A 25,751-nucleotide genomic window follows, 5' to 3' on the forward strand; every position below is an offset into this window, starting at 1 on the left:
GTGGCCTATCGAGATCGCGCTCACCATGGAGGGATCGACGGTGCCCCTCTCGGAAGAAGAGCAGCGCCAGTTCGAGCAGCTCGAACGCGCCCTCGCTGCGGAAGACCCGAAGTTCGTCTCCGCCATGCGAGGGACCAATGTGCGCTTGTATTACAAGCGCCGGGCAGTGCTTGCCGGCGTTGGATTCGTGCTGGGCATCGCGGTCTTGATGGCCGGCGCGATCATCCCCAACACCATCATCGGAGTCATCGGCTTCGTGATGATGGTCGCCTGCCTCTACATCGCGGCGCTCAGCATGAAACGGATCAGCAACGCGGGGGACTCGGACGACATCCCGCCGCCGCCTCCGCCGTCGAAGCGGCATCGGACCAAACACGACTCGTCCGGAAGTTTCATGGAGCGCATGGAGGACCGCTGGCGGCGCCGCCGCGACGAAGACCTCTGACCGGCCGCCGCGCCGGCTGAGCGCGAGACCAGTCGAAGAACCACACCCGTGCCCTGGTGGGGCGGGTGTGGTTCTTTGTGTGCGCGGTCTGGTTCGAGATCTGTCCCAGGTGGGAACCACCGCCCTCGGCCGCGCATCCCGGGATGGGTCGGCCGCGCACCCCGAGATGGGATGCGCGGCCGAGGTCCACTGTGCAGCGGAGGCCTGGTCGTCAGCTGCGGCCGGGGCCTGGCTGTCAGTTGGCGTGGCGCCCGCGGAGAACCAGGGACCTGAGCCGGGCGAGCAGAAGGTCGAACTCGTCCAGGAGGTCGGAGGCCTCTGTGCTGCCCCGGTTCAGGTACCAGCGCCAGGACGGTGGCAGCAGCCGCGCCCGCCAGCGGCGGACCTGCCGCGCCTGGGACCACAGCGCCTTGCGTACGCCGGCCGCCTCGGCCCGGAGGTCCGTGCTTGGGTTCACGTCACCGGAGTACCGCAGAGCCTCGATGCCACGGGCCAGCCGGAGAGCCTCCGGATGCGTCTCCGTGGGCAGTTTCGTCAGCAGCCATTCGCCGGACTGGCGTGGCGTGGAGATCTCCGACCAGTCGAGACCGAGGTCCCGGGACGTGTCGCGGATCTCCGCCCAGAGCCCTTCGGCTCCGGCGCGGCCTGGCGGCCGGGAGAACCGGCGGCGTCTGGTCAGACTGCGGATCAGCCACGGGATGCACAGCAACAGGATCACGCCCGCGCTGATGCCGATCGCCTGGCCGCCACCGTTGGTGAACCAGTTGCCCTGGTCGAGGACCGCGACGCCGCTGTCGTTGGGCAGGTTGCGGTCGCTGTTCGGCTTGTCGATCAGCGGGTCCTCGGTGCCGCCCGGAGTGATCGGCGCGGTGCTCGGCGCCGTCGACGGGTTGATCGAGTCAGAGCCGGTGCCGACCGTCCAGCTCGGGGCGCTCGCCACTCGGGCCGGCGGGGTCGGCTCGAACCGGACCCAGCCGTAGCCCTGGAAGTACAGCTCGGGCCAGGCGTGCATGTCGTGCATCCGCACCGTGTACTGGCCGTCCTTGTCGGACGTCCCGGGCAGGAACCCGATGCCGACCCGGGACGGGATGCCGAGGATGCGCGCCATCAGCGCCATCCCGGTGGCGAACTGCTCGCAGTACCCGGTCTTGTTCTCCAGCAGGAAGTCGCGCAGCGCCGGCATCCCGCTGCCGCGCGCGTTGTCGGTGCTGTAGGTGAAGCCGCCGCCGCTGCGGAACCAGCTCTGCAGCAGCACCGCCTCGTCGAACTGGTTGCCCTTGGCATCGGCAGTGACCTCGTTGGTGAGGTCCTTGATCTCCTGCGGGGTACGCCTCGGCACCCGGCTGGTGTACTCGTCCGGCGCACCGCCCTGGAGGGCGTTGTGCAACTGGTCCGGGTTGGGCTTGAGGTCGTACACGCTCAGGTTGTACTTCTTGCCGCCGACGACCTGCCCGTTCGACGACACCACGTCGAGCGCGCCGGCGTCGTACCGCCAGTCCCGCTTGAGCGAGATCGTCCGCAGCGGATAGGGGACCGGCGCGAACTGGGACCGGAAGCTCCGGCTGACGCTGATCTCCATCTTGGCCTGTGGGGCCTTGCTCAGGTCGCCGTTGTACCCGGGCGGCGGCGAGAGTTCGCCGTCGATCTTGCGGTTCTCCGGCCGGGGCGCGATCCGCCAGGTGTTGCCGTCGAAGCTGTCGAGCGCGGTCAGCCGCAGGTAGCTGCCGCCGTCCGGACCGCCCTTGTAGGTGAGCGCGACCACGTTGTCGCCGCGCTTGAGGTTCTTGCCCATGTCCAGCATCGGGTCGGTGGACGAGATCGACGCGCCGACGCCGTTGCCGGGACCGCTACCCGCCAGACCGTTGCCGACGACACCTTCCGGCAGGGCCGGCAGCAACGCCGGCAGGAGTGCGGCGAGCGCGACCACGCTCAGACCGATCCGCCGGCCCGCCTGGCCGAGCGCGGACGCCTCGACCGGCTCGGCAGCGTCCAGGTGCGACACGCCGGAGATCCGGCGGCCCCAGCGGCTCAGCCTGCTGCGGCCCTCGGCCGACAGCAGCACGATGTAGCCGATCGCCGGCGGGATGAACAGCAACGCGGGCAGTCCGCCGTGCACGGTCGCGGCCGGCACGGTGTACATGATCAGGAGCAGCAATCCGGCCCAGGCCGCCTGCCGAAGCTGCACGGCGACGACGTGGATCAGCAGTCCGGTCGCGGAGATGACCGACACGGCGAACAGGGTCAGGTGCGAGTCGGGCGGCAGCGGCGCGCTGAACCGGTTGATCGAGTCCATCGCGTTGACCATCTGCTGGTTGAACTCGATCGCTGTCGCCTTCCACGGGAACAGCCCGAACTTCAGCGTGCTGTTCAGGAAGAACAGCGACAGCAGTTCGATCAGCACCACCAGTTGAACCAGCGGTACGACGATCCGCGGGGCGCGCAGGTTCTGCAACAGCACTCCGACGCCGGTCACAGCCCCGCACAGGAACGCACTGATGAACAAGAACGGCCCCGAGAACACGGGCGTCAGCACGAGCGACCCCAACACGGTCGCTCCCCAAGCGGCGAGAGAGATCCTCACGTGACCGGTCATGCGATCCTTCCGCTCCGCAGCCCGAGGCCGGACCACACGGTGGGTAGGTGGTCGCCGCGCCGGACTCTGGCGACCCGCCAGCCGCTCCGGCGCAGTTCGTTCTCAGTGGCGTCCGCGGCGGCGGTCAGCCGGGCCGCCTTCTCGGTCGCCTCGGCGCCGACCGCCCAGCTGGCCGCGTCGAGCAGCAGCGCGACGCCGATGGCCTGGCTGGTCCGCCAGCGGTTCAGCGAGGTGACGTCCTCGGAGCTGCACGCACCGAGGATCGCGATCACCAGGCTCGGGTCGTGGGTATGCCGGTCGACGGTCAGCAGTGGACCGATCTCGGCGTACTTGTGTTCCTCGACGGTCGCGCACTCGGTCAGCAACTGCTGCGTGGTGAGCGGCTGGTGGACGGAGGCCGAGGTGCGGTGGGTGATCGCCGACAGTGTGGTCGGGCCGCCGAGCATCGTGGTCGCGTAGCCACGGCGGATCCGGTCGATGCCGACCGAGGCGGCCGCGCTGACGGCCCACTCGAGGCTGGACGACGGGCCGTGGCCGTGGTGCGAGATGACCCGTGCGTCCAGGAACATCGCGCACCGGCTCTGCCAGGGCTGCTCCTCCCGCCGCACCATCAGCTCGCCGCGGCGCGCGGTCGACCGCCAGTGCACCCGGCGGAGGTCGTCACCGTCGCGGTACTCGCGAACAGTCGCGTCCTCCTCGCCGGCCGACGCGATCGCCCGCGGCCGGTTCTCTCCGGAACCGGCCCGGTCCGCACCCAGCCGGATCTCCGGCAGCCGGTAGACCCGCGGCGTCACCAGCAGGTGCTGGCTGCGGGTGAACGTGCGGCTGGTCTCGACCAGACCGAACGGGTCGGCCACGGTCAGCATCAACGGCCCGACCTGGAACAGGCCACGGACGTCGGACTTGACCGAGTAGGTGACCGTACGACGCCAGTTCGGACTGACCCGGTCGACCACGAAGCGCGGCCGGTGACCCAGCACGTAAGGGATCCGGTCCTCGAGCAGGAGCAGACCCGCAGGCATCCGGCCTTGGTTGCTCAAGGCAAGCTCCACCGTCGCCTGCGTACCCACCGGCACCTGGTCCGGCGCGAGGCTGCGCCGTACCCGCAGTCGCAGCCTGGTCCGTCCGACGACGAGCGCTGCGACCAACGGCAGTGCGACCAGCAGGATGCCGACGCGCAGCAAGTCCTTCTGCCCGAGCAGGAGTGCACACAGAGACGCGGTGATGCCGGCCGCGACGAACGCCCGCCCCCTGGTGGTCAGCCCGCGCAGTGCCTGCCGCATGTCTCAGTCCCGACGAGTGCGGGGGAGTGCCACTGTGGACACCAGCCCGGAGATGATGTCGGCTGCATCGCGCCCACCGAGATGCGCCTCAGCCGCAGGAAGAACACGGTGCGCCAGCACGGGCACCGCGAGCTCTTGAACATCGTCCGGGAGCACGAACTCCCGGGAGTCGAGCGCCGCCGCCGCGCGGGCCGCCCGGATCAGGTGCAGGGTGGACCGGGGGCTCGCACCCAGCCGGAGCTCCTGCGACCGACGGGTCGCGCCGACCAGGGCGACGGCGTACTCCTTGACGCCCTCGGACACGTGCACCGACTGCACCGTCTTCACCAGCCGCAGGATCTGCTGGCCGTCCGTGACCGGTTGCAGGCTCTTCAGCGGGTCGTCGGCGGCGTGACCGTCGAGCATCCGCAGCTCGGCGGCCGGCTCCGGGTACCCCATCGAGACGCGGGCCATGAAACGGTCGCGCTGCGCCTCGGGGAGCGGGTAGGTGCCTTCCATCTCGATCGGGTTCTGGGTCGCGATGACCATGAACGGCGCCTCGAGCTGGTACGTCGTGGTGTCGACGGTGACCTGGCGCTCCTCCATCGACTCCAGCAGTGCGGCCTGGGTCTTCGGCGAGGCACGGTTGATCTCGTCGCCGACCACGATGTTCGCGAACACCGCGCCGGGCTTGAACTCGAAGTCGCGGATCTCCTGGTTGAAGACCGAGACGCCGGTGATGTCCGACGGCAGCAGGTCCGGGGTGAACTGGATCCGGCGCACGGTGCAGTCGATCGACCGGGCCAGCGCCTTGGCCAGCATCGTCTTGCCGACGCCCGGTACGTCCTCGATCAGTAGGTGGCCTTCGGCCAGCAGGACCGTGACGGCGACCTCGACCACGTCGGGTTTGCCCTCGATCACCTGCTCGATGGCCCGGCGGACTCGTCCCGCCACCTCGGCCAGTTCGTCGAAGTCCCCGGCTCCTGCCAGCGCCGAGCTGGTCGCGGTACTGCTCACCCTGAGTCCTCCCCATTCGTTGACGGCCGACACATTCTCACCCGCTGTAGGGGCCGGGCCTAGAGCATCGGAAGTTTCGTTACCTGGCGTTTCGGTGTTCATCGGCACAGGCCCTCACCGGCTGGGTCGGAAAGTCGTCCCTCCAAGCGTACGGGCGGCGAAAACAAACTGCCGGGGGTTACGACGGCTCTGGGCGCCGAATGGTTCATCCCGATGCGGAGCGGAGTGCAAAGAGCACCGAGTGGAGCGAAGTGGAGAAGGCCGGTGGAGGCGAGTGGAGGGCCCGGTGGAGCGAAGTGGAGGAGAGCCAGGCGCCTGACCAGGCAGCGACACGCGGGAACGCCGGGTGGGATTCGCGGCGCGGGTGGGGGGAAACGGGCGGAAGTTGGTTGACGGTGGTGGAAAGTGGAGTAAGGTGGAGCGCAGTGGAACCGAAGTGGTGGAAACAGCTCGCCTGAGACGGAGAGTCCGCAACGGGGAGGTGGAGCGTGTTCCTCGGAACGCACTTCCCCAAGCTCGACGACAAGGGACGGTTGTTCCTGCCGGCGAAGTTCCGTGACGAACTGGCCGACGGCCTGGTGATCACGCGTGGACAGGAGCGGTCGCTGTCCGTGTGGCCCGAGCGCGAGTTCATCCAACTGACAGAGCAGCTGAAGCAGGCGCCGATCACCAACAAGGGTGCGCGGGACTATCTGCGGATGCTGTTTGCCGGAGCCTCGAACGAGGTGCCGGACAAGCAGGGCCGGGTCACCATCCCGCCGATGCTGCGCGATTACGCCGGACTGGATCGCGACTGCGTCGTCATCGGGGCGATGAACAGGGTGGAGATCTGGAACACCGAGAACTGGAACAGGTACTCGCAAGAGCAGGAGCAGGCCTTCGCGGACCTCTCCGAAGAGGTATTGCCAGGGATCTTCTAGCTGAACAGTGGGCGAGCAGGACCGAGAGCACACCGACCGTCCGGTGAGATCACGGGTCCGACTTCCGACCTCAAGCCCTTGGCGCCACTTCCCCGGCGCCAAGACCGACGAGGTACTTCCCCGGAAGGCGTACCCGCGATCTGACCGGACGGTGTCACTCGAAGCACCGCGCCACAGCGACACCCTCCACCCCGCCCCACCGCAGGACACGTACCACGGCGAACCGCCGGACCGGATCCGCGACATCCGGAGCGGCGACCAACCGGAAGGCCGGCCCGGACGGCAGGTCTGACGGGCAGCACAGCAGTACAGAACCTGCGGGGGCAGGGTCGCTCCCGCGGCGACGGGAAGGGTCGAGGATGAACGCTGCGGAGCGGCATGTGCCGGTGATGCTGGAGCGCGTGGTCGCGCTGCTGGCGCCGGCGCTCGCGCACCCCGGCGCGGTCCTCGTCGACGCGACCCTCGGCCTCGGTGGTCATTCCGAGGCGTTCCTGCGCAGCTTCCCCGACGCCCGGCTGATCGGCTTCGACCGCGACCCCGCGGCGCTGCGCCTCGCCGGTGACCGGCTGGCGCCGTACGAGGAGCGGATCACCCTCGTGCACGCGGTGTACGACCAACTCCCGCGGGCGCTCGCGGACCTCGGCATACCGGCGATCGACGGGATCCTGTTCGACCTGGGCGTCTCGTCGATGCAGCTGGACGAGGCCGACCGCGGGTTCGCCTACGCGCAGGACGCGCCGCTGGACATGCGGATGGACAGCACCGGCCCGACCACCGCCGCCGACATCGTGAACACCTACAGCGCGGCCGACCTGGCCCGGATCCTGTTCCAGTACGGCGAGGAGAAGTTCGCCCGGCGGATCGCGGACCGGATCGTGCGGGAGCGCGAGACCGAGCCGTTCACCACCAGCGCGCGACTGTCCGAGCTGGTCCGGAACGCGATCCCGCAGGCTGCCCGGCGTACCGGCGGGCACCCGGCGAAGCGGACGTTCCAGGCGCTGCGGATCGAGGTGAACGGCGAGCTCGAGGTGCTCCGGCGGGCGCTGCCGGCGGCGCTCGCGGCGCTGGCGCTGCACGGGCGGATCGTGGTGATGAGCTACCAGTCCCTGGAGGACCGGATCACCAAGCAGACGTTCGCTGCCGCCACGAAGAGCGACGTACCTGACGACCTGCCGGTCATTCCGGCCGGGCACGAGCCGTACCTGAAGTTGCTGACCCGCGGCGCCGAGCGGCCGACCGAGGAGGAGGTCGCGGCGAACCCGCGGGCCGCCTCCGCTCGCGTGCGAGCTGCCGAACGAATCCGGGAGAAAGGGCTGGTGGCCTGATGAGTACTGTCTTCAGCCCGTCCAAGGCACGGGTCACGCCGGCGCCGGCCAAGCGGTCGGAGCCGAAGCTGCGGGTCGTCTATGGTGCGCCGTTCCGGCCGCCGCGGATGCCGTTCGTCATCTTCGTGGTGTCGCTGCTGGCGGCCGGCCTGATCGGCCTGCTGCTGCTCAACACCGAGCTGCAGAGCGGGACCTTCCACGTCACGGAGCTGAACAAGCAGGCCGATCAGCTGAGGGACCAGCAGGAGCAGCTGGAGAAGCAGGTCCGCACGCTGGAGTCGCCGCAGAACCTGGCCGACCGGGCGCTGAAGATGGGCATGGTGCCGAACCCGAATCCGGTCTTCCTCCGGCTGTCCGACGGGCGGGTGCTCGGGGTGCCGCAGGAAGGCAAGGCCGGGACGGGTGCGGCGATGTTCGGTCCCAGCGCGGCGCCGAAGCCAGCCGTCACGCCGAGGCCGCCGGTCGTCACGCCCAAGCCTCCGGCCGGGACCGTGAAGCCGCCGGCCGGCACGGTGAAGCCTCCGGCCGGGACGGTCAAGCCTCCGGCCGGGACGGTCAAGCCGGGGACGGTGAAGCCGGGTACGGCGACCGCACAGACAGGAACGGCCACGGGTAACAAGCCGCCCGCCACCACGAACTCCCCGCGCACCGGTACGACGACAGGGGCGCAGGGCACCACGACCACCGGGGGATGATCGGATGACGGACCGACGGGGCAGCGAGCCGCCACGCAGGCGTGGCACCGAGCCGGGCCGGGGCGGCACGCCCCGCAAGGCCCAGCCTCGCCGTCCGTCCGTCACCGACAGCAATCGCTCCACCCCACAGCGTCCGGAATCCACCCGAGACCGCCTCCTCCGCCAAGCCCGCGAAGAGCAGGAGCGTGCCGCTCAACCGAGTCCCGCTCCGCGCCGTCCCGTGAAGAAGGCGCAGCCGAAGAAGCGGGTGAGCTCGAACGGCGCGGGCCCGGCACCCCGCCGGACGACTGGCGACACCGACCCGCGGAAGAGGCCGGCCAAGAAGGCGACGGCCAAGAAGGCGACAGCCAAGAAGGCGACGGCCAAGAAGGCTCCTGTCAAGAAGTCGGCGGGGAAGAAGAGGTCTCCGCAGAATCGGCCGGCTCCGCGGCCGAAGAAGCGGAAGGTCAAGCGGCCGCCGCGGACCTTGAAGTTGGGGCGGCCGACGTTGCGGCTGCGGGTGACGTTCGGGGTGATGGCGTTCGTGCTGTCGCTGTTCGCCGGGCGGCTGGTGCTGCTGCAGGGCGTGGACCCGGACAGCTATGCCCAGGCGGCCAGTCGGGAGAACACCAAGCCGTTCCCCCTGTACGCCTCTCGCGGCGCGATCGTCGACCGCAACGGCGTTCCGTTCTCGGTCTCCGAGGAGGCGGTCGCGATCACCGCGGACCCGACCCAGACCGGCCCGGTCGCGACGCAGCTCGCCGCGATCATGGCTCCCAAGCTGTCCGGTACGACATACGACAAGCTCGTCACCGCGATGACCGGGAAGGGCCGGTACGTCCGTCTCGCCCGCCAGGTCGCCCCGCAGACCTGGAACGAGATCCAGGCCGCGATGAAGCAGCGCAACGCCGACATCAATGAGCAGAACAAGGCCAAGCCGCAGGACCAGGGGGCTCCGCTGCTGGCCGGCCTCTACACCGAGGACGACCCGGTCCGCAGCCACCCGAACGGCACCATCGCCGCGAACGTGGTCGGCGTGGTCGGCGCGGACGGCAAGGGGCTGTCCGGACTCGAGTACGGGCTGAACGACAAGCTGTCCGGCCAGGACGGCAAGGCGATGTACGAGGTCGACACCAAGGGCAACAAGATCCCGAACGCGAACCACACGGTCGAGGAGCCGAAGCCCGGCGTCGGCGTGCAGCTCACCTTGGACGCGGACCTGCAGTGGTTCGCCGAGAAGCGGATCGAGCAGACGGTGAAGCAGTACAAGGCCAGCGCCGGCACCGTGGTCACGATGGACGTGAAGTCCGGCGAGCTCCTCGCGATGGCCAACTACCCGAGCTTCGACCCGAACAAGAGCGTCACTTCGCCGAACCAGTTGAAGAACCCCGCGCTGGAGCGGACCTACGAGCCGGGCAGTGTGCAGAAGGTGGTCACCATGGCCGCTCTCGCCGACGCCGGCCTGATCGACCTGAACACCAAGCTCCGGGTCCCGGGCAGCATCGAGGTGCAGCGGCGCACGATCAAGGACCACTGGGACCACGGCACGCTGAACCTCACGATCGCCGGGGTGGTCGCGAAGTCGTCGAACGTCGGCACGATCATGGCCTCACAGCAGATGCGGATCCCGCAGTTCGTGAAGTACCTGCACGACTTCGGCTTCGGCGCGCCGACCGGGCTGAACTACCCGGGCGAGAGCAAGGGTCTGATGCCGCCGGGTGACGAGTGGAGCGAGCTGACCCGGTCGAACGTCGCGTTCGGCCAGGGCCTGTCGGCGAACGCGGTGCAGATGACCGCCGCGGTGAACGCGGTCGCGAACGGCGGCGTCTATGTGCCGCCGAAGCTGGTCCGCAACTACGTCGACGCGAACGGCACCACCACGCCGAACCAGACCGCCCCGCCGCGCCGGGTGGTGAGCGAGAAGGCCGCCAAGGAGGTCGCCACGATGATGGAGGCGGTGACCGCGAAGAAGGGCACCGCACCGCAGGCGGCGATCGACGGCTACCTGGTGGCCGGCAAGACCGGTACCGCCCAGGAAGTCGACTCGGCCTGCGGGTGCTACCGCAAATGGGCGACTTCTTTCGCCGGATTCGCCCCAGCCGACAACCCACGGTTCGTGACGTACGTCGTACTGCACGATCCCTTGGGTGCGCGGGGTGGTGGCTTCCAGGGAGGACCGGTGTTCCGAGACGTGATGAGCTACGCGCTGCAGAAGTACGTCGTCCCACCGACGGGGGCGAAGCAGCCCGACGTTCCCATCACCTGGTGACGCAGGGTCAGGTAGGACTCAGGGTGCTCGGAGCGGTAGCCTCTGGGCCCGTGTCCAACCCTTCCGCCGCAGGCGGCGCCGTCGCAGCGATCAGGCCACGGCACATCGTGCCGGTCGACCTCGCCGAGGTCGCCAGGGTCGCCCACGCGCGGACCCCGGCAGCGTCAGCCGGCATCACCGGTGTCTCGCTCGACTCGCGCTCCGTCCTTCCTGGTGACCTGTATGCCGCTCTGCCGGGTGCGATCACGCACGGTGCAGCTTTCGTGGCGAAGGCGCAACAGTCCGGGGCGGTCGCCGTACTGACCGATCCCACCGGCGAGGAGCGGGCGAACGCGACCGGTCTGCCGGTCCTGGTGGTCGACAAGCCGCGGGACGTGCTCGGCGCGGTCGCTGCCCGGATCTACGGTGAGCCGACCAGTGAGCTGCGGCTGATCGGTATCACCGGCACGAACGGCAAGACCACGACCTGCTTCCTGCTGGACGCCGTACTGCGTCGGCTCGGTCAGGCGGCGTTGATCGGGACGATCGAGACGCGGATCGGCAACGAGGTGGTGAAGAGCGTCCGGACCACTCCGGAGGCGACCGATCTGCAGGCGTTGTTCGCGGTGATGCGGGAGCACGCGGTGGCGTGGTGCTCTATGGAGGTGTCGAGCCACGCGTTGGCGATGGGCCGCGTGGATGGCGCGCGGTTCGCGGTGGCCGGGTTCACCAATCTCACCCAGGACCACCTGGACTTCCACAACACGTTCGAGGAGTACTTCGCCGCGAAGGCCTCCTTGTTCACCCCGGAGCGGTGTGATGTGGCGGTGGTGACCATCGACGACGAGTACGGACGCCGGTTGGCCGCACAGACCGTCGTACCGCTGGTGACTGTGTCCACGACCGGCGAGGCCGACTGGACCGTCGCGAGCCGGCACCAGTCCGAGCACGGCACGACCGTTCTCGACATCCAGGGGCCGGGGGAGACGCTGACCGTCGAGATCGCGCTACCCGGTGACTTCAACGTGGCCAACGCGCTGCTGGCGACCGCGATGCTGCGGCAGCTCGACGTACCGGCGGAGGCGATCGCGGCCGGACTGAGGACCGCGACCGTGCCGGGGCGGATGGAGGCGTTCACCCGTGAGGACGGCCTCGCGGTGATCGTCGACTACGCGCACACGCCGGACGCGGTGGAGCTCGCGCTGAAGGCGGCGCGCGGCGCGACGAAGGGCCGGCTGTTCGCCATCGTGGGCTGCGGCGGTGACCGCGACGCGGGCAAGCGCCCGCAGATGGGCGCCGCGGCCGCGCGGGGATCGGACGTCGTCATAGTCACCGACGACAATCCGCGCAGCGAGGACCCGGCGGCGATCCGGGCCGCCGCGCTCGAGGGTGCCCGGCAGGCGGTCCCGGGCGTCGACCTGCACGAGATCGGTGACCGGAGGCGGGCCATCGCGACCGCGATCGAGCTGGCCGGACCGGGCGACACCGTCGTCGTACTGGGTAAGGGCCATGAGACAGGCCAGGACGTCGGCGGTGTGATCCACCCGTTCGACGACCGCCAAACCGTGCGTGAGTTGCTGGAGGCTGAGCGGTGATCGGAGTCAGGTGCGGTGAGATCGCCGAGGCGGTCCACGGCGAGCTGGTGGGTGTGGACCCGTCGGCCGTCGTCGACGGTGCGGTGGTGATCGATTCGCGAGCAGCCGCTCCCGGCGGGCTGTTCGTCGCCCTGCCCGGTGAGCGGGTCGACGGGCACGACTTCGTCGGTACGGCGTCCGAGGCCGGCGTCACGGCGTCACTCACGACGAGGCCGATCGACGGTGCGCCCTGCATCGTTGTCGCCGACACCCAGAAGGCGCTCGGCGATCTGGCCCGGCTCGTGGTCAGCCGGCTGCCCGACCTCGTCGTGATCGCCCTGACCGGCTCGTCGGGCAAGACCAGCACCAAGGACCTGATCGCGCAGCTGATCCGCCCGTACGGCGAGACGGTGTCTCCGGAGAACTCGTTCAACAACGAGATCGGTCACCCGCTCACCGCGCTGCAGGCGACCGAGAGCACGAAGTACCTGGTCGCCGAGATGGGCGCGCGGCACATCGGCGATCTCACCTACCTGTGCGGGATCACGCCGCCGCGGATCGGACTGGTGCTGAACGTCGGGACTTCGCACATCGGCGAGTTCGGCTCCCAGGACAACATCGCGCTCGGCAAGGGCGAAGTGATCGAGGCCGTCGTCCCCGGCGGTACGGCGATCCTCAACGCCGACGACCATCGGGTCGCGGCGATGCGGAGCCGGACGCAGGCACGAGTGCTGACCTTCGGCGAGGCGCCGGAAGCGGACATCCGCGCGGAGGGCGTCAAGCTCGACGCCGAGGGACGCCCCGCGTTCACCGTGCACCTCGGCGACTTCGCCGGCGAAGTGCAGTTGCAGCTCATCGGCGAGCACCATGTGTCGAACGCGCTGGCCGCGGCGGCCGTCGCATCGGCAGTCGGCCTCACCCCCGAACAGATCGTGGCCGGGCTCAACTCGGCAAGCCGCGTGTCGGCGGCGCGGATGGAGCTGGTCGAGCGGGCGGACGGTGTCACGATCATCAACGACGCCTTCAACGCGAACCCGGACTCGATGCGCGCGGCACTGAAGGCGCTGGTCGCGATCGGCCGCTCGCGCGGTGCGCGGACCTGGGCGGTGCTGGGCGAGATGCGCGAACTCGGCGACACCTCCACCGACGAGCACGACGCGATCGGACGGCTCGTGGTCCGGCTCGACGTCAACCGTCTCGTCGTGGTCGGAGAGGGTGCCAAGCCGATCCACCTCGGTGCGTCGCTGGAAGGCTCCTGGGGCAATGAGTCGGCGTACGTCGACTCGATTCCGGAAGCGCTCGCGCTGCTGCGGGCCGAGCTGCGCGCGGGCGACGTCGTACTCGTCAAATCCTCGAAACTGGCGAAGCTGCGCAGCCTGGCCGACGCCCTGCTGACCGGACGCGATGAGCTGTCCAAGTATGCGGAGGACGTGCAGTGATCTCGATCCTGTTCGCCGGCGCCGTGTCGATGGTGCTGACGCTGCTCGGCACCCGCTGGGCGATCACGCTGCTGTCGCGGCGTGGCTACGGCCAGGAGATCCGCGACGACGGCCCGACCTCGCACCACACCAAGCGCGGTACGCCGACCATGGGCGGCACCGTCTTCATCGTCGCCACCATCGTCGGGTACTTCGCGGCGAAGCTGTTCACGATGATCAGCGGCCACGGGAGCGCGCCGACCGCCTCGGCGCTCCTGGTGCTGTTCCTGTTCGCCGGCATGGGCGCGGTCGGCTTCCTGGACGACTTCATCAAGATCGTCCGCCAGCGCAGCCTGGGCCTGCGCAGCAAGGCGAAACTGGCCGGCCAGACGGTGGTCGCGGTCTCCTTCGCCGTCCTCGCGCTGCAGTTCCCCGACGAGCGCGGCCAGCGTCCGGCCTCGCCGTTCATCTCGTTCATCCGCGACATCAACTGGCTGCACCTGGCCGGGATCCTGGTGGTGATCTGGATCCTGCTGCTGATCGCCGGCATGTCGAACGGCGTCAACCTGGTCGACGGCCTGGACGGTCTGGCCACCGGCGCGTCGATGATGGTGTTCGGTGCGTACACCCTGATCTGCATCTGGCAGTTCAACCAGAGCTGCGCGTCGTTCCCGACCGCCAAGTGCTACGAGGTCCGCGATCCACACGACCTGGCCGTGGTGGCCGCCGCTCTGACCGGCGCGCTCTTCGGCTTCCTGTGGTGGAACGCGTCGCCGGCGAAGATCTTCATGGGCGACACGGGCTCGCTGTCGCTGGGTGGTGCGCTGGCCGGGTTCGCGGTGATGACCCGGACCGAACTGCTGGTGCTGCTGCTCGGCGGGCTGTTCGTCATCGTCACCGCCTCGGTGATCCTCCAGGTCGGCTACTTCAAGCTGACCGGGGGCAAGCGATTGTTCCGGATGGCGCCGCTGCACCACCACTTCGAGATGCTCGGGTGGGAACAGGTCAATGTGGTGATCCGGTTCTGGATCATCCAGGGCCTGTGTGTCGTGATCGGTCTCGGGCTGTTCTACGCGGAATGGGTCGCCGGATGAGTCTCGAAACACGCACCTCCGACGGCTGGGCGACGACCCGGTTCGTCGTGCTCGGCTTCGGTACGGCGGGCTACGCGTGCGCCGACTCACTGCTGCAGGCCGGCGCCGAGCACGTCACGGTTCTGGACGATCGGGACAACGAGGCACTGCGCGAGAAGGCGCAGATCCTCGAGACCCTCGGCGCCACCATCACGCTCGGCCCGGGCAGTACGGCGGAACTCCCGAAGGACGTCGACATCGTGGTGACGTCGCCCGGCGTCCCGCCGTACGCGCCGCTGGTCGCGCAGGCCGACGAGCGCGAGGTGCCGATCTGGAGCGAGATCGAACTGGCCTGGCGGCTGCGGGACCCGGCGAACGCCGCGCCGTGGCTGTGCATCACCGGGACCAACGGCAAGACCACGACCGTGCAGATGCTCACCGCCATGCTGACCGCGGCCGGCCACCGTGCCGTTGCCGCGGGCAACGTCGGGCTGCCGCTGCTGGAAGTCGTGATGGACCCCGAGCCGTACGACGTGATCGCGGTGGAGCTGTCCAGCTACCAGTTGCACTTCACCCACTCGATGTCCGCGCACTCGGCCGCCGTACTGAACCTCGCGCCCGATCACGTCGACTGGCACGGGTCGATGGAGGCCTACGCGAAGGACAAGGGCCGGATCTACGAGAACTGCCAGATCGCGTGCGTCTACAACGTCGCCGACCCGGTCACCGAGCAACTGGTGATCGACGCCGAGGTGATCGAGGGCTGCCGCGCGATCGGCTTCACCCTCGGTACGCCGGGACTGTCGATGGTCGGCCTGGTCGAGGATCTGCTGGTCGACCGCGCGTTCGTCGAGCAGCGCGAGACGTCCGCGCTGGAGCTGGCGAAGCTCGAGGACATCACGCCGGCGGCACCGCACAACGTGGCGAACGCGCTGGCCGCGGCGGCGCTCGCCCGGGCGTTCGGCGTACCCGCGACGGCGGTGCGGGACGGGCTGCGCGGGTTCACCCCGGACAAGCATCGGATCGCGCACGTCGCGGAAGTTGCCGGGGTCAACTATGTCGATGATTCGAAGGCGACCAACCCGCACGCGGCGCAGGCCTCGCTGCTGGCGTACGAGCACGTCGTCTGGATCGCCGGCGGTCAGGCCAAGGGCGCGACGTTCGACGAACTGGTGCTCGCGGCAAGGGAACGGCTGCGGGGTGTCGTGCTGCTCGGACAGGACAAGCAGGTGATCGCCGAAGCACTTGCCCGACACGCACCGGATGTCCCGGTAATCACTGTCGAGGCAACGGACACTGGAGCCATGCAGATCGTGGTGGGGGAGGCGGCGAAGCTGGCACAGGTGGGTGACACCGTGCTGCTCGCGCCCGGCTGCGCATCATGGGACATGTTCGCCAACTACGGAGCCCGTGGCGACGCCTTCGCCGAAGCCGTGCACCGGCTCGGCGACAACTGATCCGGGAGTGATCGCGTGACGTCGATCGCGGATCAGCCCAAGAAAGCGCAGGACGAGCGGCCGTGGATTGCCGCCATCCGCGAGGTGCTCGACCGGCCCCTGACGTCGTACCACATCCTGCTCGGTGCGACCGGCCTGCTGCTGGTGCTCGGGCTGCTGATGGTCCTGTCGGCGTCCAGCGTCCTGTCGCTGCGTGCGAACGGGAACAGCTACACGATCTTCGTCCGCCAGTTGATCTGGGTCGGCGTCGGCCTGCCGATGGCGTACGTCGCGTCCCGGATGACACCTCGGCACTTCCGCATGCTCGCGTACGTCGCTCTGCTCGGTTCGGTGTTCCTCCTGGTGCTGACCTACGTGCCCGGCCTCGGTGTCGGGGTGAAGGGCAACACGAACTGGCTGAACCTCGGTGGACCCCTGCAGATCCAGCCGAGTGAGTTCGCCAAGCTGGCGCTGGTGATGTGGTGCGCGGACCTGTACGCGCGCAAGGAGAAGTTGCTCACCCAGTGGAAGCATCTGCTGGTCCCGATGGTGCCGGTCTGCGGTCTGGTGATCGCCCTGGTCGTCGGACAGCACGACCTCGGTACGGCGCTGGTGCTGATGGCCGTGATGATCGGCATGATCTGGGTGGTCGGCGCGCCGACGCGGTTGTTCATCGCCACCATCACCGTGGTCGGCACGATCGCGTCGTACTTCGTCATCACAGCGAAGCACCGGATGGACCGCGTCTCGTCGTTCCTGGATCCGTTCACCGACCCGTCCGGCGTCGGCTGGCAGGCGTACCACTCGTTCTACGCGCTCTCGACCGGCGGCTGGTGGGGTGTCGGGATCGGCAACAGCCGGCAGAAGTGGGGCAACCTGCCGGAGGCGCACACCGACTTCATCTTCTCCGTGATCGGAGAGGAACTCGGCCTGTTCGGGTCGCTCACCGTGCTCGCCCTGTTCCTCACCCTGGCCTATGCCGGGGTGCGGATCGCGACCCGGAACACCCAGCCGTTCGTCCGCTATGCGGCGGCCGGGATCACGGTCTGGATCATGGCGCAGACCCTGGTCAACCTGGGTGCCGTGATCGGACTGCTACCCATCGTGGGGATTCCGCTCCCGCTTTTGTCGTACGGTGGTTCCGCACTGCTGCCGACGCTGATCGCGATCGGCATGCTGCTGTCCTTCGCGAAGGCCGAACCCGGCGCGCAGGCCGCCTTGAAGGAGACCAGGCGGTCGCGGTTCGGATGGCTGCCTTCGCGGCGTACGCCCTAACGAGAACACGCGGGAGCGTTGAAAGCTGTGCCCAGCATCGTCCTGGCCGGTGGAGGATCCGCCGGCCACACCTCACCCCTGATCGCCACCGCCGACGCACTGCGCCGCATCGACCCGACGGTCGAGATCCTCGCCCTCGGTACCGAGCGTGGCCTGGAGACCCGCGTGATTCCCGAGGCCGGTTACCGGCTCGAGTTGATCCCGCCGGTGCCGCTGCCGCGCAAGCCCACGCCCGCCCTGCTCGCCGTCCCCGGGAAGATGTTCGCCTCGGTCGGCGCGGCCCGCAGGGTGCTGGACGAGGCGAAGGCCGACGTCCTGGTCGGTTTCGGCGGCTACGTCTCCACACCCGCGTACGTCGCGGCGTGGCGGCGGAAGACGCCGATCGTCGTCCACGAGGGCAACGCGATGCCCGGGATCGCGAACAAGTTCGCCGCCCGCTACTGCACGCAGCACGTGAAGACATCCTTCCCGGGTACGGATCTTCCGCACGCGGAGTACGTCGGCCTGCCGATCCGGCGAGCGATCTCCACGCTGGACCGGGCCGCGCTGCGCGCCGAGGCTCGTCAGTTCTTCGGACTGGACCCGGACGCGCCGACGCTGTTCGTGACCGGTGGCTCGCAGGGCGCGCAGCAGATCAACCAGGCCGTCTCCGGCGCCGCCGCGGACCTGCAGGCCGCCGGGATCCAGGTGCTGCACGCGATCGGCCCGAAGAACGCCCTCGAGGTCCCGCAGACCGGTCGCTACCCGTACGTCGTGCTGAACTACGTCGACCGGATGGACCTCGCGTACGCCGCGGCTGACCTGGTCGTCGGCCGCTCGGGTGCGAACACGGTCACCGAGGTGTCCGGTGTCGGCCTGCCCGCGATCTACGTTCCGCTGCCGATCGGTAACGGTGAGCAGCGATTGAACGCGAAGCCGGTGGTGGACGTGGGTGGAGGTGTGCTGATCGACAACGCGGAGATGACGACGGACTGGGTCCGGGCCAACGTGCCGCAACTTCTGCACGACCGCGAGCGTCTGACAGCCATGTCCACAGCAGCGACCGGCGTGATCCGTACGGATGCCGACGAGCGATTGGCGCGGATCATCCTGGATGTGGTGGGGTCTGCTTCGTGATCGTCACCGCTCCTCACACAACGCTGCCCGCGGAGAAGCTGGGCAGGGTGCACTTCGTCGGTATCGGCGGCGCCGGCATGTCCGGGATCGCCCGGATCATGGCGTCCCGCGGCATCGAGGTGTCCGGCTCCGACGCCAAGGACAGCAAGGTGCTGGCCGCGCTGCGCGCGCTCGGCGCCACCTGCTGGGTCGGCCACGCCGCCGAACACGTCGCGGCCGTGGACACCGTGGTGGTGTCGACCGCGATCCGCGAGACCAACCCCGAGGTGGTCGCGGCACGGGCCGCCGGAATCCCGATCCTGCCGCGGGCCGCCGCGCTCGCCTCGGTGATGGTCGGCCGCCGGACGCTGGCGATCGCCGGCACGCACGGAAAGACGACCACGACCTCGATGCTGACCGTCGCGTTGCAGCACTGCGGGGCGGATCCGTCGTACGCGATCGGCGGCAACCTGAACGAGTCGGGCTCGAACGCCCACGACGGCAGCGGTGACCTGTTCGTCGCCGAGGCGGACGAGTCGGACAAGTCGTTCCTGACGTACACGCCCGAGGTGTCGATCGTCACGTCGGTCGAGCCGGACCACCTGGACAACTACGGTGACGAGGCCAGCTACCGGAAGGCCTTCGAGGAGTTCTGCGGTCGCGTGCTGGCCGGCGGCTTCATGGTGATCTGCCACGACGACGCGGGTGCGCGCCGGCTGGCGGCGTACGCGCAGGACCAGGGGATCGACGTCCGCACGTACGGCGAGTCGGAGGACGCGGACCTGCGCGTCACCGAGATCACGGCGACCGGGGCGACGCAGTCGTTCGTGCCGGTGTACCGCGGCCGCAAGCTTCCGATGGTGCAGTTGCAGCAGGCGGGCAAGCACAACGCGCTGAACGCGTCGGCCGCGCTGACGGTCGGCCTGGGCCTGGGGTTCTCCGCGGCCGACCTCGCCGAGGGGCTGGCGTCGTTCACCGGCACCGGGCGGCGGTTCGAGTTCAAGGGTCTCGAGGACGGCGTACGGGTGTTCGACTCGTACGCTCACCACCCGACCGAGCTGGCCGTCGACCTGACCGCGGCCCGGCAGGTCGCGGGGGAGGGCCGCGTGGTCGCGTGCTTCCAACCGCACCTGTTCAGCCGGACCAGGATCTTCGCCACCGAGTTCTCGGAGGCGCTCGCGCTGGCCGACGAGGTCGTCGTGATGGACGTGTTCGCCGCCCGCGAGGACCCGGAGCCCGGTGTCACCGGCGCCCTGATCGCGAACCACGTTCCGTTGAAGCCGGACCAGGTCCGCTTCGAGCCGTCCTGGTCCGCCGTACCTCAGCTGGTCGCCGACCTGGCCGAGCCCGGCGACCTGGTGGTGACCCTGGGCGCCGGTGACGTGACCCTGATCGGGCCGGAGGTCGTTGGTCTGCTGGCCGAACGCGCCGCCGCCCGCGAGTCTGCCGCGGAAGCCCTTGCCCCTGTGGTGGAGTAATTGCGTGGGGTTTGTTGAATGAGCCAGAGCGCTGATCTGGCTCGGGCACAGCAGCGGTTCGCGCGCCGGCAACGGCTCGTGCGGTGGCGGAGTTGGCTGCCGTGGGCCATCGGCGGCGCACTGGTCGTCGTGGCCGGTGTGATCGTCTGGTTGTTCTACTACTCGTCCGCCTTCGCAGTCGACGGCGTCCGGGTGAGCGGTGCGGACACGGTGCCGGTGGCAACGATTCAGAACGTCGCCGAGGCACCGGTCGGGACGCCGCTGGCGAAGGTCGATCTGCGCTCGATCGCCGACCGGGTCCGGACCATTCCGGCGGTGGCGGACGCGCAGGTGACCCGCGCGTGGCCGAACAAGGTCGTGATCGTCGTCACGGAACGGGTCCCGGTGGTGGTCGTCACCGACGGGTCGCGGTTCGAGTTGGTCGACGCGACCGGTACGACGTTCAAGACCGTTCCGGACCGGCCGGCCGGGCTGCCGGAGGCCAAGGTGACCGGCTCCCGGCGCGACGTCACGATCCGTTCGCTGGTGACGGTTTCGGCGGCGCTGCCGGACACGTTGCGGGCCCAGGTCGGGTCGATCTCGGCGGAGTCGCCGGACTCGATCACCCTCAACCTCGGCTCCGGGGTGAAGGTCGTCTGGGGCAGCTCCGATGACAGCGAGCGCAAGGCGGAAGTACTCAGCGTACTGATGAAGCGCAAGGCGAAGGTGTACGACGTCTCGGCACCCGATCTCCCTGTCACCAAAGGGGAAAAGCGGTGAGGGATCACATCACGGGAGTGTGCGGCGAGGCGCGTGGACTTTGGCTGGAAGCGTCCCGTACCGTGCGTCGTAATCTAAAGTTGACATAAGTCTAAGCATTCAGTTGAGGTTCAGTCTTTTCGCTGGACAACGGGAAACGAACGAGGCGAGAGGCGCGGACGTGGCGGCACCGCAGAACTACCTGGCACTCATCAAGGTCGTCGGCATCGGCGGAGGCGGCGTGAACGCCGTCAACCGGATGATCGAGCACGGTCTGAAGGGCGTTGAGTTCATCGCCATCAACACCGACGCGCAGGCGTTGCTGATGAGCGACGCGGACGTCAAACTCGACATCGGCCGGGAGGAGACCCGGGGCCTCGGCGCCGGCGCGAACCCGGCGATCGGGCAGAAGGCCGCCGAGGACCACGCGGAGGAGATCGAGGAGGCGCTGAAGGGCGCCGACATGGTCTTCGTCACCGCGGGCGAGGGCGGCGGCACCGGCACCGGTGGCGCGCCGGTGGTGTCCCGCATCGCGCGCTCGCTCGGTGCGCTGACGATCGGTGTGGTGACCCGGCCGTTCTCGTTCGAGGGAAAGCGCCGTGCGACCCAGGCGGAGGACGGTATCGCCGCCTTGCGCGAAGAGGTCGACACGCTGATCGTCATCCCGAACGACCGGCTGCTGACGATCTCCGACCGCGCCGTGTCCGTGCTGGACGCGTTCAAGCAGGCCGACCAGGTGCTACTGCAGGGTGTTTCCGGCATCACCGACCTGATCACCACACCCGGCCTGATCAACGTGGACTTCGCCGACGTCAAGGCGGTCATGTCGAACGCCGGGTCCGCACTGATGGGCATCGGCTCGTCCCGCGGCGAGGACCGCGCGGTCGCGGCGGCCGAGGCGGCCATCTCCTCGCCGTTGCTCGAGGCAAGTATCGAGGGTGCCCACGGCGTACTGCTGTCGATCGCCGGCGGCTCCGACCTGGGCCTGTTCGAGATCAACGAGGCGGCCCAACTGGTCTCGGAGTCCGCGCATTCGGACGCGAACATCATCTTCGGCGCGGTCATCGACGACGCGCTCGGCGACGAGGTCCGGGTCACCGTGATCGCGGCCGGGTTCGACGGCGGGATGCCGAAGCGCCGTGAGCAGGCGATGAACTCGGCCCGCCCACAGACCACGCGCCCGGCGACCGATGCGTCGTACTCGGCCCCGATGTCCGGGACGACGAACCCGCCGGCACAAAGCGGTCAGCAGTCCGGTCAGCCTGCGACCGGGCAGCCGGGTCAGCCGCCGGAAGGTCAGCCTGGCGCAGGCCAGTCCGCATCCGGTCAGCCGGCCTCGGGTCAGGGCACCGCGGGGCAGAACGGCGGTCCGGCTCAGCCGGCCCCGGGCACCCCGGCGGGCCAGGCCACGACTCCGCCGGCTCCGACCGACGACACCGTCCCTGTGCCGGCCCCGACCGAGGGCCGTCCGGGAGCAGGCACGACCAACTCGGCGCGCCCGCAGGGCGGTGACCCGGTCCGTACCGTGCCGTCGCAGTCCGCGCCGCACACGCCGGCCACTCCGACCTCGCCGCACTCGTGGCCGACCAACGGTCCGAGCAACTCGCCGGCCGGCGGTTCGACGTCCGGTTCCACCTCCTCGCAGCCCGCGCCGGCACGCCCGGTCCGCAAGCCGGAGCCGGAAGAGGACCTCGACATCCCGGACTTCCTCAAGTAAGGAGCGTCCGGGCCGGTAGCCTTTGTTCGTGTTCAGCTACGACGAGGTTCACTCCGCTGCCCGCTTCGCCGTCACCGACCGCTTCGGCGGTGTGAGCACAGCGCCGTACGGCGAACTGAACCTCGGCGGGTCGGGGGAGGATCCAGACCTGATCGCGGAGAACTTCCGCCGCATCGCGGCGACCTTCGGCGTCGAGCCGGAGGCTGTGGTCCGGGTCAGCCAGGTCCACGGGCGTGACGTTCATGTTGTCCGGCCGGGGGACGAGTTGCCGGCCGACCCGACACCCACCGCGGATGCGATAGTCACGACCAGATCCGATGTGGTGCTGGCTGTCCGCGCCGCTGACTGTCTCCCGGTCCTGCTGGCCGATTCCGAGCGACGCGTGATCGGCGCCGCCCACTCCGGACGCCCGGGGATGTACGTCGGCGTCGTACCGGCCACCGTCGAGGCGATGCGTGATCTCGGTGCCCGGAACATCACCGCCGTACTCGGGCCGCATGCATGTGGGAAGTGTTACGAGGTGCCCGCGGAGATGCGGGCCGAGATCGCGGAGCGGGTGCCGGCGTCGTACTCCGAGACCACGTGGGGTACGCCGGCCATCGACGTGGCCGCTGGAGTGAAGTCGCAGCTGGCCGAACTCGGGGTCGAGGTCATCGACGCGACCGCATGCACGATCGAGTCGGAGAACCTGTACTCGTACCGGCGTGAAGGCAAGGTCAGCGGACGCCTGGCCGGTCTGGTCAAGCTGGCCGCGGAATGAGCACACGTGCTGACGAACTGCGGAGCAATCTGCAGCAGGTCCGGGAACGGATCGAGAAGGCCTGTCAGGCGGCCGGGAGATCTCCGGACGAGGTCACCCTCGTCGCGATCACCAAAACCTTCCCAATCAGCGACGTACGGGCGCTGGCGGCCCTCGGGGTCCGGGACGTGGGGGAGAACCGCGAGCAGGAGCTCAAGGCGAAGGCGCCGGACTGCCCGGATCTGACCTGGCACTTCGTCGGGCAACTGCAGTCGAAGAAGGCCCGCTCGGTGGCCCGGAACGCGTCGATCGTGCACTCCGTGGACCGCTCGTCACTCGTGGCCGCGCTGTCGAAGGCCGCTGTCGCCGAGGAGAAGACCCTTCGCTGCCTGCTCCAGGTGAGCTTGGCGTCGTACGGATCGAGTGAGGCAGCGACCGGCGCCGAACGGGGTGGAGTCGAGCCGGACGCCGTACTGGAACTGGCCGCGGAGGTCGCGGCCGCGGACCGGCTGGAGCTCGGTGGCGTGATGGCGGTAGCTCCATTGGGGTCGGACCCCGACGTTGCCTTCGCCGGGCTGCAAGAAGTAGCGTCCCGGCTACGCTCCGAACACCCCGGCGCAGACTGGATCTCGGCCGGGATGACCGGTGATCTGGAGGCCGCGATCAGGCGCGGCGCGACACACGTCCGGCTCGGGCGCGCCTTACTCGGTACGCGTCCTCCACTCGGTTAGTGTCGACATCGAGCAGGTTTGTTTCCTGCTCACCGTTGTCGTCGAACCGGGATCGAGGGGCTGGAGGGCCATGAGCGGCGCACTGCGCAAGATGGGTGTGTACCTCGGCTTGGTCGAGGACGGGGAGCGCTACAACGCTCGCTACGACGACGAGTACGACGACTACGAAGAGTACGACGACGCAGCCGTCGACGGGGAGTCCCACGAGCCCGAGCCGGTGCCCGCCGGCCGGGAGAGCCGCGAGGCCCGTGAATCCCGCACCGAGTCGCAATCTCACTCGGGTCGCGAGGAGCAGGGCGCAACGGTGAGCAAGTTTCCAGATCGACGTGGTGTCGCACCGTCCCCGGAGGTTACCGAGTTGGCCCGCATCACCACCGTGCACCCGCGCAGTTACAACGAGGCGCGAGTCATCGGTGAGCACTTCCGCGACGGCACGCCCGTCATCATGAACTTGACCGAGATGGACCACGCGGATGCCAAGCGGCTGGTCGATTTCGCCGCCGGGCTGATCTTCTGCTGCCGTGGTTCGATCGAGCGGATCACCACCAAGGTGTTCCTGGTCTGCCCGCCGAACGTGACGGTGGCCGCCGAGGAGAAGGAGAAGATCGCCGCGGACGGGTTCTACAACCAGAGCTGACCCGAACCCTTCGCCGGTCTTCTACACTCATTGACGACATGGTTGCTCTAACGCTCGTCCTCAGTGTTCTGTACTGGGTGCTGCTCGCCTTCTTCCTGGTGCTGGTGGCGCGGTTCGTACTCAGTCTGATCGTCATGTTCGCGCCGCAGTGGCACCCGAAAGGCCCACTGCTGCTGTTCTTCGAACTGATCTACTCGGTCACCGATCCGTTCCTGCGCCCGCTTCGGCGGATCCTGCCCCCGATCGGGGCCGGCGGGATCCGGATCGACCTGTCCATGCTGATGCTGTTCGTGATCGTCTCCGTGGCGATGTCGATCAACTCGACCGCGCTCGGATCGCTGTGACCCAGCGGATCGGGGCGGACAGAGAACCGGCGGAGGTTCTGCCGGGTCGGAGGGTGAGGACATCGGGGACTGGGTAGGTAGAGTCTCGACGAACGGCTGAGTTGTCGAGACTCTCCGCGGGGGCAGTGGAGCGTTATCGCCCGCCCGGATTCCGTCAGAACACAACGAAGCGATAACGTGATCTACTGAGTCGCCGAGGTGAAGGCCACGGGGACTCCGCCAAGACACAGACAAACGAGGTGAAAGATGCCGCTGACGCCGGATGACGTCCGCTCGAAGCAGTTCACGCCCGTCCGACTACGGGAGGGCTACGACGTCACAGAGGTCGACTCCTTCCTCGACGAGGTGGAGGCCGAGCTCGAGCGACTTCTCGCCGAGAACGAGGAGCTGCGGGCCAAGCTCGCGGCGGCTCAGCGCGCGGGCGCGGGACAGGAGCGGCCGGTCGTCGACCAGACCGCTGCGCTGCCGCCTGTCGTGCAGCAGCCCAAGCCCCCGGTCGTCGTCGAGAAGCCGGAGGAGAAGCCACCCGTGGTGCCCGCTGTAGCGGCCGCGGGGGCTGCTGCGGCAGCAGGCACTGTCGGGGACGCGTCCAGCTCCGCCGTGCGGCTGCTGGAAATGGCGACCAAGCACTCCGACGACCTGGTCCAGGAGGCGAAGGACACCGCCGACAAGATCATCGGCGAGGCCCGCGCCAAGGCCGAGCGGCTGGAGAACGAGGCGCGTGGCAAGGCCGACCGGATGACCGGCGAGGCCCGTGCCCGCGCCGAGAAGCTGGACGGCGAGATCGCCGAGCGCCGGGCCCAGATGCTCGGCACGCTGGAGAAGCAGAAGGGTCAGCTCGAGCGCACGATCGACGACCTGCACGCCTACGAGCGCGAGTACCGCAGCCGGCTGAAGACGTACTTCACCGAGCAGCTCAAGGCGCTCGGGAACGGCGACGACACGCTCAGCCCGCGCAACGGCTTCCGCCCGGAGGCTCGCGCCCAGGCTCACGGTCACGGCGTCTAAAAAC

General features: G+C 69.0%; 21 protein-coding genes and 1 pseudogene. 19 read left to right on the forward strand and 3 right to left on the reverse strand.

The features are described from left to right. The first annotated feature begins 25 nt into the window (after positions 1-25). Positions 26-445, forward strand: a complete 420-nt coding sequence (locus ACIBG5_RS01700) for a DUF3040 domain-containing protein (protein ID WP_360449500.1) — start codon at positions 26-28, stop codon at positions 443-445. 235 nt (positions 446-680) lie between these two features. Here the strand turns inward: ACIBG5_RS01700 and ACIBG5_RS01705 are convergent, their stop codons facing one another. From ACIBG5_RS01705 to ACIBG5_RS01715, 3 genes are read right to left on the reverse strand one after another with little or no spacing between them, the layout of a single operon-like run. Then, positions 681-2,993 (reverse strand): transglutaminaseTgpA domain-containing protein, encoded by a 2,313-nt coding sequence (locus ACIBG5_RS01705; protein ID WP_396389510.1) that lies wholly within the window; start codon positions 2,991-2,993, stop codon positions 681-683. A gap of 41 nt (positions 2,994-3,034) precedes the next feature. Further along, positions 3,035-4,321 carry a DUF58 domain-containing protein gene (locus ACIBG5_RS01710; protein ID WP_396389511.1) on the reverse strand — a complete coding sequence of 429 codons (1,287 nt, stop codon included), beginning with the start codon at positions 4,319-4,321 and terminating at the stop codon, positions 3,035-3,037. A gap of 3 nt (positions 4,322-4,324) precedes the next feature. Further along, the gene (locus tag ACIBG5_RS01715) at positions 4,325-5,263 is read right to left on the reverse strand and encodes an AAA family ATPase (protein ID WP_396390752.1); all 939 of its coding nucleotides are present in this window, start codon (positions 5,261-5,263) and stop codon (positions 4,325-4,327) included. A gap of 542 nt (positions 5,264-5,805) precedes the next feature. On the opposite strand from ACIBG5_RS01715, the gene mraZ reads away from it, so the two are divergent. From mraZ to ACIBG5_RS01805, 18 genes and pseudogenes are all read left to right on the forward strand, one after another. After that, complete coding sequence (mraZ, locus tag ACIBG5_RS01720; RefSeq protein ID WP_131514606.1) at positions 5,806-6,237, forward strand: division/cell wall cluster transcriptional repressor MraZ; 432 nt, start codon at positions 5,806-5,808, stop codon at positions 6,235-6,237. 359 nt (positions 6,238-6,596) lie between these two features. Further along, the gene (gene rsmH / locus ACIBG5_RS01725; protein WP_396389512.1) at positions 6,597-7,562 is read left to right on the forward strand and encodes a 16S rRNA (cytosine(1402)-N(4))-methyltransferase RsmH; all 966 of its coding nucleotides are present in this window, start codon (positions 6,597-6,599) and stop codon (positions 7,560-7,562) included. After that, positions 7,562-8,257, forward strand: a complete 696-nt coding sequence (locus tag ACIBG5_RS01730; RefSeq protein WP_396389513.1) for a hypothetical protein — start codon at positions 7,562-7,564, stop codon at positions 8,255-8,257. The genes rsmH and ACIBG5_RS01730 overlap by 1 nt, the downstream gene beginning before the upstream one ends. A 4-nt stretch (positions 8,258-8,261) precedes the next feature. Further along, on the forward strand, positions 8,262-10,505 hold the full coding sequence (locus tag ACIBG5_RS01735) for a penicillin-binding transpeptidase domain-containing protein (RefSeq protein ID WP_396389514.1): 2,244 nt from the start codon (positions 8,262-8,264) through the stop codon (positions 10,503-10,505). Positions 10,506-10,555: 50 nt separating this feature from the next. After that, positions 10,556-12,079 (forward strand): UDP-N-acetylmuramoyl-L-alanyl-D-glutamate--2,6-diaminopimelate ligase, encoded by a 1,524-nt coding sequence (locus tag ACIBG5_RS01740; RefSeq protein WP_396389515.1) that lies wholly within the window; start codon positions 10,556-10,558, stop codon positions 12,077-12,079. Next, positions 12,076-13,497 (forward strand): UDP-N-acetylmuramoyl-tripeptide--D-alanyl-D-alanine ligase, encoded by a 1,422-nt coding sequence (gene murF, locus ACIBG5_RS01745; protein WP_396389516.1) that lies wholly within the window; start codon positions 12,076-12,078, stop codon positions 13,495-13,497. Before ACIBG5_RS01740 ends, murF begins: the two co-directional genes overlap by 4 nt. Beyond that, positions 13,494-14,570, forward strand: a complete 1,077-nt coding sequence (mraY, locus tag ACIBG5_RS01750; protein ID WP_360449483.1) for a phospho-N-acetylmuramoyl-pentapeptide-transferase — start codon at positions 13,494-13,496, stop codon at positions 14,568-14,570. The genes murF and mraY overlap by 4 nt, the downstream gene beginning before the upstream one ends. Beyond that, a complete protein-coding gene (gene murD / locus ACIBG5_RS01755) occupies positions 14,567-16,006 on the forward strand; it encodes a UDP-N-acetylmuramoyl-L-alanine--D-glutamate ligase (protein ID WP_396389518.1) in 1,440 nt (479 codons plus the stop codon). The genes mraY and murD overlap by 4 nt, the downstream gene beginning before the upstream one ends. Before the next feature lie 15 nt (positions 16,007-16,021). Next, a complete protein-coding gene (ftsW, locus tag ACIBG5_RS01760) occupies positions 16,022-17,260 on the forward strand; it encodes a putative lipid II flippase FtsW (protein ID WP_360449478.1) in 1,239 nt (412 codons plus the stop codon). A gap of 27 nt (positions 17,261-17,287) precedes the next feature. Continuing rightward, positions 17,288-18,376 carry an undecaprenyldiphospho-muramoylpentapeptide beta-N-acetylglucosaminyltransferase gene (gene murG / locus ACIBG5_RS01765; protein ID WP_396389520.1) on the forward strand — a complete coding sequence of 363 codons (1,089 nt, stop codon included), beginning with the start codon at positions 17,288-17,290 and terminating at the stop codon, positions 18,374-18,376. After that, complete coding sequence (gene murC / locus ACIBG5_RS01770) at positions 18,373-19,833, forward strand: UDP-N-acetylmuramate--L-alanine ligase (RefSeq protein WP_396389521.1); 1,461 nt, start codon at positions 18,373-18,375, stop codon at positions 19,831-19,833. The genes murG and murC overlap by 4 nt, the downstream gene beginning before the upstream one ends. An 18-nt stretch (positions 19,834-19,851) precedes the next feature. Then, the gene (locus tag ACIBG5_RS01775) at positions 19,852-20,592 is read left to right on the forward strand and encodes a cell division protein FtsQ/DivIB (protein ID WP_396389522.1); all 741 of its coding nucleotides are present in this window, start codon (positions 19,852-19,854) and stop codon (positions 20,590-20,592) included. 160 nt (positions 20,593-20,752) lie between these two features. Next, positions 20,753-21,761, forward strand: a pseudogene (ftsZ, locus tag ACIBG5_RS01780) (cell division protein FtsZ); the annotation flags it as partial. A 555-nt stretch (positions 21,762-22,316) separates the two neighbouring features. Next, on the forward strand, positions 22,317-23,048 hold the full coding sequence (pgeF, locus tag ACIBG5_RS01785) for a peptidoglycan editing factor PgeF (protein ID WP_396389523.1): 732 nt from the start codon (positions 22,317-22,319) through the stop codon (positions 23,046-23,048). Beyond that, on the forward strand, positions 23,045-23,758 hold the full coding sequence (locus ACIBG5_RS01790; protein ID WP_396389524.1) for a YggS family pyridoxal phosphate-dependent enzyme: 714 nt from the start codon (positions 23,045-23,047) through the stop codon (positions 23,756-23,758). Before pgeF ends, ACIBG5_RS01790 begins: the two co-directional genes overlap by 4 nt. A gap of 70 nt (positions 23,759-23,828) precedes the next feature. Continuing rightward, the gene (locus ACIBG5_RS01795) at positions 23,829-24,395 is read left to right on the forward strand and encodes a cell division protein SepF (RefSeq protein ID WP_396389525.1); all 567 of its coding nucleotides are present in this window, start codon (positions 23,829-23,831) and stop codon (positions 24,393-24,395) included. 38 nt (positions 24,396-24,433) lie between these two features. Next, entirely contained in the window at positions 24,434-24,739 is a 306-nt protein-coding gene (locus ACIBG5_RS01800) for a YggT family protein (RefSeq protein WP_360449460.1), read from the forward strand. A gap of 246 nt (positions 24,740-24,985) precedes the next feature. After that, the gene (locus tag ACIBG5_RS01805; RefSeq protein WP_131351431.1) at positions 24,986-25,747 is read left to right on the forward strand and encodes a DivIVA domain-containing protein; all 762 of its coding nucleotides are present in this window, start codon (positions 24,986-24,988) and stop codon (positions 25,745-25,747) included. Positions 25,748-25,751 lie beyond the last annotated feature (4 nt).

Source organism: Kribbella sp. NPDC050241, assembly GCF_044459685.1.
In the GTDB taxonomy this organism is placed as follows: domain Bacteria; phylum Actinomycetota; class Actinomycetes; order Propionibacteriales; family Kribbellaceae; genus Kribbella.

Excerpts from the sequence above, each read along its gene's own strand:
- ACIBG5_RS01700 (WP_360449500.1), top strand. The coding sequence starts at position 26 with ATGGAGGGATCGACGGTGCCCCTCTCGGAAGAAGAGCAGCGCCAGTTC.
- ACIBG5_RS01710 (WP_396389511.1), bottom strand. The coding sequence starts at position 4,321 with ATGCGGCAGGCACTGCGCGGGCTGACCACCAGGGGGCGGGCGTTCGTC.
- rsmH (WP_396389512.1), top strand. The coding sequence starts at position 6,597 with ATGAACGCTGCGGAGCGGCATGTGCCGGTGATGCTGGAGCGCGTGGTC.
- ACIBG5_RS01730 (WP_396389513.1), top strand. The coding sequence starts at position 7,562 with ATGAGTACTGTCTTCAGCCCGTCCAAGGCACGGGTCACGCCGGCGCCG.
- ACIBG5_RS01735 (WP_396389514.1), top strand. The coding sequence starts at position 8,262 with ATGACGGACCGACGGGGCAGCGAGCCGCCACGCAGGCGTGGCACCGAG.
- murD (WP_396389518.1), top strand. The coding sequence starts at position 14,567 with ATGAGTCTCGAAACACGCACCTCCGACGGCTGGGCGACGACCCGGTTC.
- ACIBG5_RS01775 (WP_396389522.1), top strand. The coding sequence starts at position 19,852 with ATGAGCCAGAGCGCTGATCTGGCTCGGGCACAGCAGCGGTTCGCGCGC.
- ACIBG5_RS01790 (WP_396389524.1), top strand. The coding sequence starts at position 23,045 with ATGAGCACACGTGCTGACGAACTGCGGAGCAATCTGCAGCAGGTCCGG.
- ACIBG5_RS01795 (WP_396389525.1), top strand. The coding sequence starts at position 23,829 with ATGAGCGGCGCACTGCGCAAGATGGGTGTGTACCTCGGCTTGGTCGAG.
- ACIBG5_RS01800 (WP_360449460.1), top strand. The coding sequence starts at position 24,434 with ATGGTTGCTCTAACGCTCGTCCTCAGTGTTCTGTACTGGGTGCTGCTC.
- ACIBG5_RS01805 (WP_131351431.1), top strand. The coding sequence starts at position 24,986 with ATGCCGCTGACGCCGGATGACGTCCGCTCGAAGCAGTTCACGCCCGTC.